Genomic DNA, 16,511 nt, shown 5'->3' with positions numbered 1-16,511 from the left:
CCATTGTGCGTGCAAGTCATAGCGAAAAGTAATCGCTCTAAACTTTCGTTGCGTTATTGAATCTATGTATTCCAAATTCTTTGAAATCCGATGTAAGTATCGCCTCTCTCAGTGGGTACAGATTTGGAGTAAATCTGAGTTCAATTCCTTTCTTAAATAATCTCTCCATTAAACAATCCATACGGTCTATATGTAGAGGCTTTGTAACCTGATCAGAAATGTAGTATCCCGCCGTTGGATCAAAGAGTTCAAAATTGGTGTTATCAAAATGGTACCTGTATATGATCTGATTCATCATCCTCGGATACCATGAACTTTCAACCGTAACTATGATAGCTGCATTAGAATGTTTGAAAAACTTATCATTATTTTCATCACTTAAAGTGTCTGTCTTTTTGCAAATGATTCTCGGGCAATCTCTTGGAAAGTAATATGAATATTCATGCTCTTCATCAATGGCCCACACCACTGCTGGAAATTCAGCTCTGTTTTGTTTCTCTCTTGGAATAAAAACTTGGATATCTGAAACCTCGCTAAAATGATAAAGCATTCAAGCACCTCACATCATTTAGTGATTCTTAAGCCTCGGAAAAATGCTCTTAAATTCCAACGGAGCCCCACTTCCCGTCACATAAAACGACAGAGGTCTCGATTTGTCTTTCGGGAACGTCCCAGTATCGAGTTAATAACTGCTTCTTCTCATCCGATGAAACAAGGGTAAAGCCATTTTTCAAATAGAATTTTATAGCCCATTCTGCGGAATCCCAGGTTCCTATTAATATCGGTTTATTGGTTGATGCCACCAGATGAGCCAACAGTTTGGTGCCTATTCCACTTCCCCGTTGGTGAGTTCTTACATATGCGTGCCTGATTAAAGCAACATCACCTTTATCCTGAATTCCCATAACGCCCCATATTCTATTATTTTCTTCAAAGCCCCAAAATACGACCCCATCACGGATTTCCTGATTCAATTCTTGCAATGGCATATAAGGTTCATGATAGCGATCCTCAGGAATTACACCCTGGTATGCCTTTGCTGCATCATTAATGATCTCAACCATTGCATCTGCGTCCATACTGTTGCACAATCTGATCATGGAATAAGCCTCCTGAAGGTTTATAGTTTATTAATTGAACTATCGTAATGGATATACCAATTCAATAGGTTCATTAATTAATTCCTCTTTGAAAATATAATTATGATCTGCTCCCACAACACATAGAATTTTCTTACCAGGATTCGAATGATACGTGTTCTTCACACGTTGAATCATAATCTGATTTCGTACGATCCATCTAAAGTTATTTGCTTTTGGATTAATCTGATCCAACCATTCATATTTTTGTTTGGTCATGTTATCAAACGCATCCGAGTTAAAGGGAATCGCTCCAACGTCATGTGTATTCATTTGTTTAGCAAACCATTCATCATCGATCCTCTCCAACGCTTTACGCTGCTCTTCTGAGAATCCGTTAAATGGATCAAAATCATTCCAGACATCTAACTCAAACCAGTCAATAGGCACAAACTCTATATTCCGTTCTTCGCATAAAGGAAAGATAAGCTCCCAATACTCACTGGCTGGCTCCCCCCAATATCCCTTATCCTGTTTATCCTTGATATACTTCTTCCAACTCAGGGGATGCACTTCACCGCAGATGATATCCGGATTGAATTCTGTAATCAAATCTCTATAAAGCGCAAGAGTCGTTCCATACTTTTCTCTTAACTCGTGATTGTGAATTGTCCCCAAGATCCCAACGACCGTCATATACGTTCTCCTTTGTGAGTTTTATAGTTCCGTTTCATTTCTTCAATCAGAGCAAAGTTCCAACTTTATTTGAGTTTAAATGATCTGTATATAAAGAAACCTATGGAACTAAATAAAACGATAATGAATATGACAACGGGCAACCAATTATTATGAGTGACTTTGTCCGCACTTGAAAACTCCATGATCATCCAACTGATATAAATAAAAAATATGGATATCTCCGTCTTCATCAGATTAATCATGAGCCGTGCATTTTTATATTGTCTCTCGGCATTCTCCATATTCAAATTGAGGTAATTATACGTATGAGGATACTTCTCCAGTTGGGAAAGCCCAATCCATAATATAAGGCCAATGACTAAGGGCAACCACACTCCCCATTTTCCTCCCCAGCCATCAGGCTCCCCCTTCATATTAAAATGAATCGGTATCTGATCCGGTAAGGTCATCCATTGTTGTAAGCAGTATATAATGCCAATAATAAATAAAATGATGGTTGTGATATCTAAAATTTTTTCCAGTAATGTTTTTGGGATTGTTATCTTTGGACGATCTTTGATTTCCAATTTCCCACCTCTTCTCCGTTTACACACAGTATGATTATATGTTAACAATTATCAACCTCTTTTTCCAATGATTTCTGAACTGCCTTAGGAATGAAAGCATAAGTAAAAAAGGCCGCCTTTGCAGGCAGCCCTTTACTTGATATAACCTTATTTACGAATGGAGAGAATGAACTTCTCAAGCGATTCTGTATTGGTAATGCTGTGATTACATCCTTGGTTCTCCATGCATACGTATTGACCAATCGCAGAATAATTATCCGGTAAAGCGTTCTTGGTCTTGACCGTGAAGAATGCAAGCTCTTGATGCCGATTACAGAATAGGCAGTACCCCTTCTTGTGTGTCGGCGTTATTCTTCCCTCAATACCAATAAACTGTCCTTCAAACGGATATACAACGAATAATTTGTTCGTCGCAATATCTACCCAGCTCAGATACGTTACATATCGAAAATCAATGGATTGTAGATCAGGCATTTTCATCTTTTTGTTCTTCGGAAATAACTTCTGAATTTGTTTCAACGTAATCGGTGGATACAACTCCAGGTATGGTTCTAATGCTTTCATATACCGTTGAAAATCGTCTGTTGTCCCCAGCGACGAGATTTGCTCCAGCATTTGCTGCTGGTTCTCTGTCAGATTCGTAAATGCATCAATGATGTTTGTTGCAGCACTGTATCTTACAGTCTCCAGAACCCTGCGATCCGCGGCGGATTGCACGGTTTTGCGAACAAATTCCGCTTGTCTTTTAATCAAATTATATTGGTGGTTTCTAATAAATGGTGTACTCATAGCTTTCAGCTCCTTATTTTTCATAGAAAAAAATCAATAAGGGCAAAGCCTGTTATTAGAAACGATAAAATTAAGTATGGGCGAAAGAATCTAAGCTATCGCGCCCCACGCAAAGTATCGCCCCCGATCAGGCTTTGCATGAGTTATTTCTAGCTAACGAGCAATTCAGCATTGCCATCTGAGTAACCCCCAATCAAATATCTTGCGAAAAGTATATCAGAGAACTTCACATAGATCAATTGAAATGGGTTTTCAAGGATGTTCTTTTATTCCGTTGCTTTTGATTGTAATATCTGATCATTCACGAATCCTTGTAAGAAGAAAAGCTCATTGTCATTTGCTGTTCGATCATTGGCTGCCTCAAATCGCTCGATCGCTTCCTCTAAGGATGTGGATTTCACAGCATCATTGGCTGAGATGAGTTCTCTCCAAAACGTATCCATCTCCTCCACGTCACAGATCGACTCATGACCAAGCAAGAAATGAACGGCATCATATTGCTGAATGTCCTCAATCATAGGCAATAACTTATCTTGTTTAATATGATATAGCGAATTTGTAGTTGTGTTGTAAGCACTGTCGCCCAGAAAAATGACCTTTTCATCCGGAATATACACGACTGTTGAATCATCCGTATGCGTACTTCGAATGGTTTCAAGCACACAAACTTTATTGCCCAAGTCCAGATGGAGAGACTTTTCAAAAATGATATCCGGGAGACTTAATTGAAATGTGTCTCTCTCCGGTATTTCATTTTGTATCGTTTCCATGCACAGTGTGTTCATCTTCTTGGAATCCACATACTCCTGTAGAGAGCGGTCATCATAAGAATAGTTCCGCCAATCATTCATCTTTTGGCTAGTTAGACTATTCATAATAATCGTAGCTCCGTATTCATTCATTCCTAAAAAATGATCCCAATGGGCATGAGTGATGACCACATATTTAACAGGCGGAACGTTTAACTTCTCTATTTCATGTAAGAAATCCTTGGCATGTTGAACCGAATTTCCAGCGTCAACGACGAGGCTGTATTTATCACCGCAAACTAACCCCAATGTCGGTCTTTCTTTATCATTTTGGTTAGATAGATAATAGATGGATTCACTTAATTGATTTAGCATGTACATTCTCCTCTATAATAAATTCTTGATTCATAAGAGAGAAAATCTACATGCTTATTTAAATCAACATTTAGATTTTCTCATTTTATTTGTTTACCAATGGAATCACATCCTTTGTTTTTTCATATGAACTGAATGTTCCTCATCTCACCAGGTGCTCTTTCGATGTTATAAGTTCGGCTTTTTTCTATCCGCTGTTAGCTGTTCAAAGGCAAATGCAATACGAATCAGCACTGATTCACTAAAAGCTTTACCAGCAAACGTTATTCCGAATGGCCTTCCACTCTCCTTATATCCTGCAGGTACAGCGATTGATGGATACCCAGCTCTTGCACAAAGATCAGCACCAACGTAAGAGGGGAAAACAATGGCGTCCAGTCCAAATTTATGTAAAGCATAATCTATGCCGTTATTTTGCGAATGATATAGATCCGTTATTAACTCTAAGATGTAATTCGAATTATTCAATGGATTATTCAACTGTTCTCTATATTCGAGATGGTTTTGCCCATATTTTAAAGCCCTTTCTGCATTTTGCTTGTTCCATTCGATTAATTCACTGAGGGTATGCACAGGTAGATGCGATGGAAGACTTTGCAAATAATGTTCAACGCTATGCTTAAATTCATAATTCAACTTGTTCCACTCCCACTTCCGGTCAAACGATGGGATGTCTATATCTTCAATAATATTAGCCCCAGCTTCTTTGATCTGAATAACAGCGTTCTCCAATAGAACTTCATCATATTCTTCGTTATCACGATATCGTGTAAGGGGGGCTTTCCGGAAGATGCCTATGTTTGCATTTTTCAACCCATTAAAGTCTAAACATGTTGTATAGTCTATTGTAGAATACGGATTTTTCCAAGTAGCAGGGTCATCCTCGTCTTTTCCAGAAAGTATCCCTAATAGAATTGCTGCATCTGTTACAGTCCTTGCCATTGGACCAGCAGTATCTTGCGAGTGTGAGAACGGTATTATACCAGCACGACTTATTAAACCTACAGTTGGCTTGATACCAACAATAGAGTTCTGAATGGATGGACTTAATATGGAACCAGATGTTTCCGTTCCTACGGAAACCATCGTAAAGTTAGCAGCTACCGCAGCAGCGGAACCTGTGCTTGAACCCCCTGGAAAAAAATCGCCATAAGGATTCAAAACTTGTCCACCTCTAGCACTGTACCCTGCCCACATATCCGAAGACATGCCATTTGCCCATTCTGTCATATTAGTTTTTCCAAGTATGATTGCCCCGGCTTCCCTCAGTTTACTAACAAGAAAAGAATCCTTAGAACTAATATGAGTTTCCAAAGCCAGTGCTCCAGCAGTTGTATGCATTCTGTCGTTGGTTTCTATGTTATCTTTCAACAGAACCGGAATTCCGTGTAGAACTCCTCTCGCTCCCACTGATTTCCTCTCAGTATCCAAGGCCTCTGCAATAAAAATCGCATCCGGGTTTATTTCCAGCACGGAATTGATCTTTGGCCCATTTTGATCATATTGTGCAATACGATATAAGTAATACAGAACCAGGTCTCTTGAGCAAAGCTCTCCCTTTTCCAGGGCAGCCTGTATTTCAAAAATCGTGTTTTCTTCAACATTAAAATGGCTCAGTTCAGATAAAGTTTCTATACCCTCACCTCTTCTTTGTGCCTCAACTTATCACCACAACGCTTTTTCAATGTTCTTTAGTGAGCCTCATGATACCATCTTCGAAGTTGATTAATGTGGGCTTGATGATAACGACTGTGATCAGCGATATGCCATATACCCCAGCGTATGCTCGCTTGCTTCTCATTCTCATGTCCAAAAGTGACAATCCTCGCTAGATCATCATCCGTTAATTGTGTACACGCGTCCTTTAACATGGTTATGACACCTACATATGTCGACATAAGTGTACTCAAAGATATTTCCTGAACCATCGGAAGTCTGCCATTTTCATCAATTATAGGACCATGTTGCTCTCTTAAGTTTTGAGGAAGTGGTCGTCCCTTTATTCGATAAGCCCCATTCAGATCGACGTAGGTGATATTTTTTATTAATTGAGCGGTACTATTGAAGTTGTTATTAGGTCCTTTATAATCTATTTCTTCTTTCGACATACCGTCCGTGATTCGTTGGAGTCGTTGGCTGTTTTCTATAACCGCAGCAAATAACATACCAACAACAGGTGACATTTTGGCTTCGCCTTTTAAATCATAAAGCACCTTAACTCCTCCTCGATATTGTCTTCATCGTTGATCTCTTAGAATTTCCTTGATCTCTCTTAATTCTTGTAATATTTCTTTGGTATACTGGTTACTCTTGGAATTATCTATTCCAATTTTCACAACAAAAATACCAAGAAACAAAGACACTACCAACATTAATATAGTCTCCAATAATAACCTTCCTTTCCACAAGGAACATGACACGCCGTGCTATGAGTTGATACTGTCCCATTCAAAAGATCCTCTCGGGTTGTTAGTTGATTAATTTAACCGTGACTATTCATTTACAGGAATATACATCGTTTGTATCTCTTGAACGCCAGGAACAAATCCAAGATTAAAATAGACTGATTCGGCATCATTGCCTTCCATGACATATAACCTTAGAACTGGATACTTGTCTTTAAGTTCAGTCAAGGCTCTTTGCAGCATGCGTGTAGCAAGTCCTTTTCCTCTGTAAGCGGGGTTGACTCCGATGCTATATACTGCTGCTTGATTATCCTGCAAACATAGGCGACAGTTGGCTATGAGCTGTCCAGTAACCTTATCATATACAAGTGTAGAAGCTTGAGTTAGGTCCTCATTGGTATAATGGACTTCTTCGTTCGGGATAAAGTCTTCAAGGGATGTTTTCTTTCTGCGTAAGGCTTCGAAACCGCCTACAAAGCTTTCAAAGTCACACTGAGCAATTTCATCTTCATTAATGTATTGCTTAGCACCCGTTTCATTCTCGATAATTTCGGGGCTCTTAACTATAAAATCATGATCCCAACGCACATTGAAATGATCTGTCGGGCGCTGCATCCAGCGACATCTGAACTCATCTGGCCAGAATCCAGCCCTCGTAAATAAATGTACTTGATCGGGGAGAATTTCATATATCTTGATACGTTGAGTTGGATCAGACCATTTTATGAGTATTCTTTTAAGAAGTTTCAGTACCTCAAATGAATCATTGAATGGGGGCATAAAGAATAGATGATATAACGTATTGGGTGCCATCCTTACCCCACCGATTTTTGACTCTCCTTTATAAATCCAAAAAGAGTTATTCCGCGAAACATTGAAGTAGCCTTCCTCTCTAAAAAATCCAGTATAGGCCATATTATAATAGACAGAACAATACAGTCCCCATTCTTCGGGCTCAGCCTTTTGAATGGAATATTCATTTGATAAATCATGAAAATTAAGTTCCTCAGACCAATTATTTAATTCCATGCGTCATTCCTCCTCATCAATGCTAACTACCTATAAAATATTTAAGGCATGTGTTATCTAAACATTTCTAGTCCCCTCCTTAAATAACATGTCCTTTACTATTTACTTGATCAATTCCATCATTAATCTTATTTTTCAGCAGCTCATGAAATTTACTTTCTTCCTTCTTTAAATGCTCCTCAAGGAAAGCAGAGATATACTTATTAATAGTGGAATGCTTGTGTTCTATCCCATCTTCGTTGTAATGTATCGGGATATCGCTAAAAGTCATATGATGAGCACCGTTTAATTTAATAAATGAACTATTCAGATCACTCGAGTTAAACAAAGACTCATACCCAGTCAGCAACAAAGGCAATAGGTCTGGAGAGATTTCATTTTCCAGTTCTTCAAACGAGCATTTCTCTTGCCGAGCTATCAATAACGGAACAGATACTCCCTCTTCCTTATTCGTCGTCATTAAATGGAAACTAGGATCTAATAGAATGCTAGCCTTAATTCTCTTTTCTCTTTTAAGCAATTCGTAAGCAGCAGCCCCACCTAATGAATGACCAATGATCCCCATTTCATTCACATCGATTATGGCCCTAAGATCCTTATCTGAATCCAAGACCTTATCTACATTTTTCATAACCAAACTCATATCTTCTACTCTAAGCTTCAATAATTGTTTCCAAGAATGAATATCTAAACTGTCTATTTCAGATATCTCATTGGATTGCTGGACAAAACGTCCGTCAGGAAAAATTGAAAATATAGATTCATGAGTGGCTCCTATAGTAATGACAACAAATCCGCACTCTACTAAATGTTCTACACAAAAGGAATACATATCCCTAACTACACCAAAAGCCGGAGCTATAAAAATAATGGGACAGTTTTTAGCATTAATATCAACACTCTCATCATTATGTATTTTTGTATTCAGATTACAAATATAATCCTTATCCACTCCCATACTAGAGAGCATATCAACAGCTAAAGTGATATTAGGTTCAAATAACGAAATATACTTCGACTCATGTTCCACAGGATTGGAAGGATAGTATATACTAATGAGCACTTCTCTGGTTTCCTTACTTATCGGATCAATACGTGATTCATCCTTTAAAACAAAAACCTTTCTTCCAACAGTCATTGCATTCACCCTTATACTATTTTTTCGTCACTACAACGCATGTAGATTGAATTGAATATACGCTTCCATAACTTCATTGATTAGCCTTAAATTCACTGTATAATTAACTCTTCAGGCATTATCCAAAATTGATTCGTTTCTTTATTAAGTTTTAAGTGAATTGTTTTTTGTTCACCTTTTTCCAACCGTTTGTAGCTTGTGCCCATACTGAAGATACTTCTTCCTGGGGTCCATTGCAGTCCACTCACTTGTCTATTATGATGCACTACTAAATACTCATTAGCTTCAATTTCACTTCCCTCAACAAGATTACTGGAGGTATTGTTAAATAAGATGTTTACAATTTTTATCTTGGTAGAAACTCTGTCTCCTAGTATATTTTGTTTACCTGTTCCTTCAACTAAAACCTCCACATCAGCTTGGGATGTAACGAAATCATAATTGCCTAATTCTTGACTCGTTCGATCAAGCACTATATATTGATTCAATATTAAATATACACCAATGATTCCAGATACAATGAGTGATAAAGCAACTACTATTTTCCGCTTTTTCGTCACTGAACCTACCTCCAAGACTTATCGATTTACCGGAAGCCCTACCACAATAGATTTAAGCGGTTTCAAGGTAATACCCAGTTACTCTTATTGGATCTTTTTTCTCATATACAAAGCTATTTCTTCGTTTTGGATATGATTATTTGAATATAGTGATACATCAATTCCTTCAATTTGATAACCACATTGCATGTAAAAATTAATGGCTGGAACATTCGTATTCTGGGTTTCTAACGTGATAGCTCTGAAGCCTTGTTCCTGGGCAATCTCATTCACTTTATTGATCAACAGTCTCCCATATCCTTTTCTTATGTATTTTTCATTCACCTGAAGATGCCATATCATCAGCGTATTATTCCAAGCTTGTGGTTCGGAAATGGCGAGCGCTATGATTTTCCCATCTATATATATTCCATAAGAAAATCCCAGTTGTATGATTTCTTCATATCGTTCCAAATCATCTGTACTGTTCATTTCTTCTTTTTCGTATATGTCATCCAAATTTATTAACGTTAAATGCATACTAAAGGAACCTTGTGTCTCTTTCTTGGTAAGCTGATATTTTTGAGTAGATTTATAACCAAAGCTTCCAAGTTGAAGCCAATCTTCATTGGATAGATTCTCTATTTTTTTGATCTCCATTACAACACCTCAGAATTAAAATACTTTGCGATTTGCTTATAACGTTGTTTCATTCTTGCTTATATCTCTTCTTTCGACCTTAATTTCCATATTCCTGCATCCCTACTTATTGTTTCCTATCTGCAAAATTATGGACTGTCAAAGAAAATAATAATAATCCCGACAGGATAAACCTGGCGGGATTTCGTTTGAATAGATAGAAAGACGTTTTTAGTTGTTACGTAGCAACCACATGCTTCATCTCTTCACTTGCCATAAAGTCAGAACGATTCACGTAATACAAATCATAAATTTGTTCCGTATTGTTTATCAACTTATACACTTCGTGGTATATATCATTGGCTAATTTGACATAAGGCAATTTCCCAACCGCTTTCTTGGATCGAATGTTTTGTTTTCGAATTTTAAGAAATACTGTTTCAATTTCACGTTGAAGAAACAACTCAGCGAAAAAGGCTTCCTTTGCTCGTTGATTGTAACCTTTTCCAAAATAAGGGGCTCCAATCCATGTCGCAAGAAAACCTGTCTTATGTTCCATGTGATATAAATCAATGGTTCCGATGGGATGTCCCAGCTCATTAAGGATCGTTCTGGAAATACATGTGTTTTGCTCTTCTTCATCAATCACCTGTTTAGTTGCAAATAAATATTCCTCATAAGATCGGCACTTATGACGAACGTATGGAAAAACAGCGGGATCCACCATCAAATCATACAGTGAGTAACATTCGTGCAAGTCTCGTTTTTTCAACATTTAAACGACCACCTAGTCCTTTTAGTTCGCTGAGTCAAACAAACTAAGTATATAAAAGGACGTGTGGAATTTAATGAATTCTATATTGCTTTTATGTAAAATTTATCATAGAAATGTTTTCCAGATTACTTGACTGAACGTAACGAATATCGCCTGATTTTTGGAATCATTGACCCTTCGAAACAACCTCACTATCATCGGTTTAGCTGGTCCACTCATCTTCGCTAACATCATTTCATGCCCATGGATAAAATTTTTGGTTCGAGGAAACATTAATCATACTACTTATCCTTGGGAGTGATGTTATGCTGTACCTTATCAGCTTTGTGCTCATGTTTGCTGGCTTAGCCTGTATCAACATTATTTTTTCATATCAAAGCAAGCATATTGACACTCAGTTCTGGTCCACATTTAAATTCCATCTTTGGATGCTACCTTTATTTCTCGCCGCTAATCTGAGCGTAGGATACGGCGTCAAGTTTGGAATGAAAGCTGTCAGCCAACTGGGCTATGTCCTGGTCATTGCCAAATGCATAGAAGTGCTCATCTCCATATGGATGGGATACTGGTTCATGAAGGAAGTTCCTTCTTGGAAAACGTGGATTGGGCTTGTGGTCATCATCATCGGTGTTGTACTGGTCAAGCAGAAGTAGGAGTAAGTTAAAATGCTTTTTAAAAAACGAATCGATATACAATTTCATCATCATATACTTCTCCGGTCTCTGAAAAACCCATTTTATCATAAAGCTTTCTGGCAACTTCATTCTCTGCACATACAGTTAAATTCAAACACTTGCTATGGACATAGTTCTCTTTTATATAGCTAATTACTGCATCTATCGTTGCTCTTCCATATCCTTTACCTTGATAGCTTACATCGATCATAAAACCATTTAACCAATAGGACCAATCTGTTGTTTCATCGACTGTGATCATGACAAAACCCACTAAGCTATCCTCCGTATTAAATATGCAAAATGGTAGATACTTGTAATCATCCCCATCTGGACGAATGTGCACCTTCGCTAGGGACACGGCTACTGATGGAACATAATGATTTTGATTGGCTTGAACTTGTAAGTTTAATGCATCTTTCCAGTTCTCTCTTGTAGTAGGTATTAATCTGATCACAATAATATCACTCGTTTCGTTTTTTTCGATTAACTCCAGTCACCGAAATGCTTCTCAAGGAACCTTACTTCTTTCTCATAATGAGCCAAATGACCCTCTTCAATCATTTTGATAAAAGCTATTTCTCCAGACGCCGCCCGATCAGATAGTGTGGTACACATGAAATGAATTCGAGAAATCATCCATTCCTTTAGATCTGTCGGTACATCCATACCATAAGCATTAAAAAATAACGCTATACGTCTTTTCCGCTCAGATGCATGATCCTGTTTATTATATGGAACGACTTCCCTTTCATCTTTATCCGGTGAAAACCCTGCTAGTGGAACAGAGGTATACAAGCTGTAAACGATATCCCATAGACGCGAACCAGGCCCTGCCATGTCAAAATCAATGATTCCGACAGGAAGCCGATCTTTAAACACAACGTTATACAATGCAAAATCGTTATGGCAGACTACTTCTTCCTTTGAAGATATCTTTGGGCAATTATTTAAAGAAACCGTAGATGTAACAAAATCCACTGTAGCATCATGATAGCTTTTTAAAAGTTTCGCTACTTTGTCTAAGGTCTCATCAGACCACATATAACTTTCAATCTCAGGATAGTCATTTCCCGGGACCACACCATCCAGGTAAGAAAGGACTTCTCTACCCTGCTCATCTACTCCCAAATATCTAGGGGAATGCGCATAACCCACCTTTTCAAGGTGCTTAAGCAATTCATATACATACGGATTCGGTATAGCGTCACGCCGAACTGTGCTACCTACTTTTACAACCTTATTCACATTGCCTCCGTTTAGGGCTTCTTCGTACTCTGGCAAAATGAACTCCTCCTATGATCGATTTTGTGGGTACCTATTTGTTTTATCCTTTCTGGAATTCCCCGGGAATCCAGCAATCAATAACACAAATCCGACGAAAAATAAGAAGTATACGAGAAAACCCGTGAAACCATTATCGCTCGCTGGGATTATCTCGCGTGTTTTCCCACCTGAAGCGTATCCCGCTTCGACTATGGCTATGGATATTCTCACGGAAATTCTATCTAAGGTTGAAATAAAAATACTGCTAATCATGAGAACCGCACCCAGGATTTTATTTGTATTGTTCATGAGCTGCCTCCTAATTCAATCTAGTTTTTATCTTTCAGTCCATGCTGTTCGGATATATCCCAACTTCATGCCAACATGCTCCATATTTCGATGGCTTTGAGATAAAAATGAACATTGCCCTACCACCAGATTACATTCCTTATTCACAGCTTCCATTATTCGTCTATTTAAAAGCTGCTGATGTACACCCTGATTTCTAAACTCAGGTAATGTTGCTGCAAAGGTTAAGGATGCCTTTTGATTTTTAATAAACAGAACACTTACCGCAGCAGGGATGTCATTGACATATGCGATGTAAAATTTCCAACCTGGACGGTGATAAAGAACCTGATTATTCTGGGCGACATAAGGGATACCGTCATCCGACAAACCGGTCCCCCTGCAATGAATGGTAGCGTATAGCTCGAATTGATCCTCTTCAAGTTCTTGAATTCGGATATGATCTGAGTGATTCTTTTTTTCTTCAGGCTTGATGATAAGAGATGAATGAAATCCCGATGCATACATGCCTAAGTCGGTTAAACGTTTCAAGAAGTTCTGATCCACCACAGATGGAATGACTTCGAACTGAACCTTTCGATCACGCTGTCTATAAAAATCAATGATAGCATCCATATGTTCCAGATCATTATTTGTTAAGCCCTTCACCGTATTAAACGTGGGCCATGGCATGGTTTTACTGTAGAAACAGATGGCATTTCCAAATTGCTGAATCTCAATTCCTTCTGGATTAGAGTCCCGACCTTGTATAGCAAGCATGCGATCTGTCATATAATCGATTTCAGAGATTTCAATTTCTTTAATCAAATCTAAGGATGGAATCAGTGGATTCATATCTTTACCTCCATTAAAAATAACAATAGAATTTGCATATGGTTTTATAAAAAACAGAAAGCAGTCAGGCGATCTCTAACAATCCATCAAAAAAGTAAAACTTTTTTACCCGGTTTAATTTTCAATATGTATTCCTTCCCCATTTGGTTTGAAATTTATTCTTTCATCTTATTTCTCACTACTCCGTAGTAAATCAGATCCTCATACAGGCCTTCTTTCTTGACATGATCCATCAGTACTCCTTCTTTTAACATGCCGATTTTCTGTATAACTTGTCCGGATGCCGGGTTAGAAGCAAAGTGTCGCGCATATACCTTATGATATTTTTTCACATCAAAAGCGAAGTCTAACATGGCTTTAGCAGCTTCCGTTGCATAACCTTTTCCCCAAAACGGCTGACCTACCCAATAAGATAACTCACCGTTATCGTAACGTTGTTGATTAGATAATGCTATTGCCCCGTATAAATCACCTGTTTCCCTATCACAAATAGCAAATTCATATAATTTATCCGCATTAAAATTTTCGTTATGGTGCTCTATCCAAGACACTGCACATTCTAATGTATATGGGTAGGGTAATGTCAGGGTACTTTTATAAATGTTGTAGTCATTACATAGTCTGGTAACGGTTTCAGCATCTGCTTTTATAAATAATCTTAACAGCAACCTCTCGGTGGTCATCGTTTTATTGAGATCGTCGTACATCATACTATCCCCACTTTTTTTTATTAAAATGGATCATTTCACCTTCAAAATGACTGATTTCTGCTTATTTCAATTTCATTTTATATACCACTTCACCATCCTGATTTTCCATTTCCTGATCAATAAATCCTATCTTCTCATATAACACTCTTGCATGAGCATTACTTCTTTCTACGGTTAGTGAGATGATTTGGCATTGTGGATGTTTTTCCTGAATACTTTCCAGTATCGTATAAAGTGATTGACTTCCTAATCCTTTTCCTTGATAGTCCTTATCTATTTGAAATCCTCCAATCCAATAATTATCCGTACTTGCTGGTGTGTAGGATAAATAGAAAAAACCGAAAGCTTTATCGCCTTCACGCAAAAGATATGGATCAAAAGCTGCATCCCAAGGCTTCACGTATGCATATGCTAAAGATTCGATGACCGTCGGTACAAGATTTACTTGCGTTTCAAGTAAAGATATCGCGATCGCTTCTTCCCAATTCATTTTATCGATTGGCTCTATAGTAATTGGGTTCATTCAAATATCCCTTTCGTTTGCCGAATTATATTTCGTTGGAGTAGATTAATGACTTACTTGAGTTCATATTGTTTAGCTATGATTTCAACTGTATCGATTACGTTATATTTTTTAAAATCATTTAAAATAGTTTGTGGTAAATAGTCATATAACTCTGATCGGGTTGCCCACATATACTCGCTATGTTCTTCTGAAAGTATCACTTGATCATCTATTGCTCTGCACAAATATGTCAGTAACACGATCTGTCTATGCGGATCCGTAAAAAAAGTAGTAGCAAATAGTAACTTCTCAACACTCACTTTAAGCCCAGCTTCTTCTAGTTCTTCTCCAAAATCGATCTTTCCACCAACGGTTTCCCAACTTTCCGCCGCAACTTCATCTGCACCTGAACGTTTTAATATCAATATCCTGCCTTTATTTTCAATGACTCCCTTAACCACAACAACGATGTTGTTTTTCAAGATACCTTCATGTGAACCCACAGTTCTTATCACCCTTCCCTTCGGACCGTTCCAAATGAAATCTTCATGCTGGCTGCATAAGTCAACCAAGATTCATCATTAAAAACTTTGGAGAGTATTAATTCAGCTTCATACTGCGCCTTTGCTTCATTTTGGGTTAAGCCCCGAGTTGATAAGCATTCGGTTACCTCTACTGAATCACCAGGGTCCTGTCCTATACCTTCTTCTTTAATTGAGTGATAGAGAATGTTTTTTCTGGCAGAGTCCATGTTTTGATCTAGAAAGTTGACCTTATCACTCATTCTACATTCCACATTCGTTAATCCTAATTGACTCATTAATATGGGCAATCGCATTCCAATATTTCCATCTTTACCTGTACGTATATGATCTTGTTCAAATAATCTCTGTAAAACGCCTAGTTTAATGATTTCACTTTGTTCAACGCCTTCCACATGATAGTTCGCCATATTTCCAATCCAATGAGGTTCAAAACAGATGATTCTTCCACCCTCCAGCACACTTTCAATCATCCTTTGGAGTGTTTTCACAGAGTCATCCATATGCAATAAAAAAGCATGACTCAATGCAATGTCATACTTCCTCTCCAATACAACGTCTTCTATATCACAAGTAATAAATTCTGTATCATAAGGAAGTTGGGAGAAGATCGTCTTAGCTTCATTGATTAATGTTTCACCCTTATCTACTCCAGTGTAGGTTGACCCTTTTGGTAACAAAGGCAGCAGTTTAAGACCCAAATAACCAAACCCACACCCATAATCGATAACGCTTACAGGTTTATCTATCTTCCAAACAAATTGCACTAAAAATTGCAGGTAATCGTCATTGTAATAAAGCCATCTCGTATTTCTTAGGTATTCAATTTTATTATCCCAATAATATTCAGACATTCGATTATGCTCCCTATTGTGCATTTTTAGTGTTT

General features: G+C 37.9%; 22 protein-coding genes. 1 reads left to right on the top strand and 21 read right to left on the bottom strand.

What is annotated here, in order from left to right; translation table 11 throughout:
• Nucleotides 1–37: 37 nt before the first annotated feature.
• The 13 genes from ACDJ58_RS10840 to ACDJ58_RS10780 all read right to left on the bottom strand — a co-directional run bounded on the left by ACDJ58_RS10840 (nt 38) and on the right by ACDJ58_RS10780 (nt 10,782).
• Entirely contained in the window at nt 38–550 is a 513-nt protein-coding gene (locus tag ACDJ58_RS10840) for a DUF6886 family protein (RefSeq protein ID WP_413377763.1), read from the bottom strand.
• Nucleotides 551–599: 49 nt separating this feature from the next.
• Complete coding sequence (locus ACDJ58_RS10835; RefSeq protein ID WP_413377761.1) at nt 600–1,100, bottom strand: GNAT family N-acetyltransferase; 501 nt, start codon at nt 1,098–1,100, stop codon at nt 600–602.
• Between the two features lie 39 nt (nt 1,101–1,139).
• Entirely contained in the window at nt 1,140–1,775 is a 636-nt protein-coding gene (locus ACDJ58_RS10830) for a hypothetical protein (RefSeq protein WP_413377759.1), read from the bottom strand.
• Between the two features lie 65 nt (nt 1,776–1,840).
• Nucleotides 1,841–2,344, bottom strand: a complete 504-nt coding sequence (locus ACDJ58_RS10825) for a DUF1648 domain-containing protein (RefSeq protein WP_413377757.1) — start codon at nt 2,342–2,344, stop codon at nt 1,841–1,843.
• A 147-nt stretch (nt 2,345–2,491) separates the two neighbouring features.
• Entirely contained in the window at nt 2,492–3,133 is a 642-nt protein-coding gene (locus tag ACDJ58_RS10820; protein ID WP_413377755.1) for a FusB/FusC family EF-G-binding protein, read from the bottom strand.
• Between the two features lie 266 nt (nt 3,134–3,399).
• Nucleotides 3,400–4,257 (bottom strand): MBL fold metallo-hydrolase, encoded by an 858-nt coding sequence (locus ACDJ58_RS10815; RefSeq protein ID WP_413377753.1) that lies wholly within the window; start codon nt 4,255–4,257, stop codon nt 3,400–3,402.
• A 168-nt stretch (nt 4,258–4,425) separates the two neighbouring features.
• A complete protein-coding gene (locus ACDJ58_RS10810) occupies nt 4,426–5,892 on the bottom strand; it encodes an amidase family protein (protein WP_413379597.1) in 1,467 nt (488 codons plus the stop codon).
• A gap of 56 nt (nt 5,893–5,948) precedes the next feature.
• Nucleotides 5,949–6,470: a DinB family protein gene (locus tag ACDJ58_RS10805; RefSeq protein ID WP_413377751.1), complete on the bottom strand. Its 522-nt coding sequence runs from the start codon at nt 6,468–6,470 to the stop codon at nt 5,949–5,951.
• A gap of 279 nt (nt 6,471–6,749) precedes the next feature.
• Nucleotides 6,750–7,691: a GNAT family N-acetyltransferase gene (locus ACDJ58_RS10800; protein WP_413377749.1), complete on the bottom strand. Its 942-nt coding sequence runs from the start codon at nt 7,689–7,691 to the stop codon at nt 6,750–6,752.
• A 79-nt stretch (nt 7,692–7,770) separates the two neighbouring features.
• Complete coding sequence (locus tag ACDJ58_RS10795) at nt 7,771–8,829, bottom strand: hypothetical protein (protein ID WP_413377747.1); 1,059 nt, start codon at nt 8,827–8,829, stop codon at nt 7,771–7,773.
• A gap of 92 nt (nt 8,830–8,921) precedes the next feature.
• The gene (locus ACDJ58_RS10790) at nt 8,922–9,389 is read right to left on the bottom strand and encodes a hypothetical protein (protein ID WP_413377745.1); all 468 of its coding nucleotides are present in this window, start codon (nt 9,387–9,389) and stop codon (nt 8,922–8,924) included.
• Between the two features lie 84 nt (nt 9,390–9,473).
• Nucleotides 9,474–10,028 (bottom strand): GNAT family N-acetyltransferase, encoded by a 555-nt coding sequence (locus ACDJ58_RS10785; RefSeq protein WP_413377743.1) that lies wholly within the window; start codon nt 10,026–10,028, stop codon nt 9,474–9,476.
• A 217-nt stretch (nt 10,029–10,245) separates the two neighbouring features.
• Nucleotides 10,246–10,782, bottom strand: coding sequence for a GNAT family N-acetyltransferase (locus ACDJ58_RS10780; protein WP_413377741.1), 537 nt, complete (start codon nt 10,780–10,782; stop codon nt 10,246–10,248).
• 305 nt (nt 10,783–11,087) lie between these two features.
• Here ACDJ58_RS10780 and ACDJ58_RS10775 point away from each other — a divergent pair, with 305 nt between their 5' ends.
• A complete protein-coding gene (locus ACDJ58_RS10775; RefSeq protein WP_063563286.1) occupies nt 11,088–11,435 on the top strand; it encodes a hypothetical protein in 348 nt (115 codons plus the stop codon).
• A 19-nt stretch (nt 11,436–11,454) separates the two neighbouring features.
• Here ACDJ58_RS10775 and ACDJ58_RS10770 read toward each other — a convergent pair whose 3' ends face one another.
• The 8 genes from ACDJ58_RS10770 to ACDJ58_RS10735 form a co-directional block, all read right to left on the bottom strand.
• Nucleotides 11,455–11,916 (bottom strand): GNAT family N-acetyltransferase, encoded by a 462-nt coding sequence (locus ACDJ58_RS10770; RefSeq protein WP_413379595.1) that lies wholly within the window; start codon nt 11,914–11,916, stop codon nt 11,455–11,457.
• A 26-nt stretch (nt 11,917–11,942) separates the two neighbouring features.
• A complete protein-coding gene (locus ACDJ58_RS10765; protein WP_413377738.1) occupies nt 11,943–12,740 on the bottom strand; it encodes a phosphotransferase in 798 nt (265 codons plus the stop codon).
• A 12-nt stretch (nt 12,741–12,752) separates the two neighbouring features.
• The gene (locus tag ACDJ58_RS10760; RefSeq protein WP_413377736.1) at nt 12,753–13,031 is read right to left on the bottom strand and encodes a hypothetical protein; all 279 of its coding nucleotides are present in this window, start codon (nt 13,029–13,031) and stop codon (nt 12,753–12,755) included.
• A gap of 27 nt (nt 13,032–13,058) precedes the next feature.
• Nucleotides 13,059–13,865, bottom strand: coding sequence for a GNAT family N-acetyltransferase (locus tag ACDJ58_RS10755; protein ID WP_413377734.1), 807 nt, complete (start codon nt 13,863–13,865; stop codon nt 13,059–13,061).
• 155 nt (nt 13,866–14,020) lie between these two features.
• Complete coding sequence (locus ACDJ58_RS10750) at nt 14,021–14,575, bottom strand: GNAT family N-acetyltransferase (RefSeq protein WP_413377732.1); 555 nt, start codon at nt 14,573–14,575, stop codon at nt 14,021–14,023.
• Nucleotides 14,576–14,636: 61 nt separating this feature from the next.
• Nucleotides 14,637–15,098, bottom strand: coding sequence for a GNAT family N-acetyltransferase (locus ACDJ58_RS10745; protein WP_413377729.1), 462 nt, complete (start codon nt 15,096–15,098; stop codon nt 14,637–14,639).
• Between the two features lie 53 nt (nt 15,099–15,151).
• Nucleotides 15,152–15,583 (bottom strand): NUDIX hydrolase, encoded by a 432-nt coding sequence (locus ACDJ58_RS10740; RefSeq protein ID WP_413377727.1) that lies wholly within the window; start codon nt 15,581–15,583, stop codon nt 15,152–15,154.
• A gap of 8 nt (nt 15,584–15,591) precedes the next feature.
• On the bottom strand, nt 15,592–16,476 hold the full coding sequence (locus ACDJ58_RS10735) for a class I SAM-dependent methyltransferase (protein ID WP_413377725.1): 885 nt from the start codon (nt 16,474–16,476) through the stop codon (nt 15,592–15,594).
• Nucleotides 16,477–16,511: the final 35 nt, after the last annotated feature.

It is taken from the genome of Paenibacillus taichungensis, from assembly GCF_047302525.1.
GTDB lineage: Bacteria > Bacillota > Bacilli > Paenibacillales > Paenibacillaceae > Paenibacillus > Paenibacillus taichungensis_B.
This window is presented reverse-complemented; position numbering and strand designations above follow the sequence as displayed.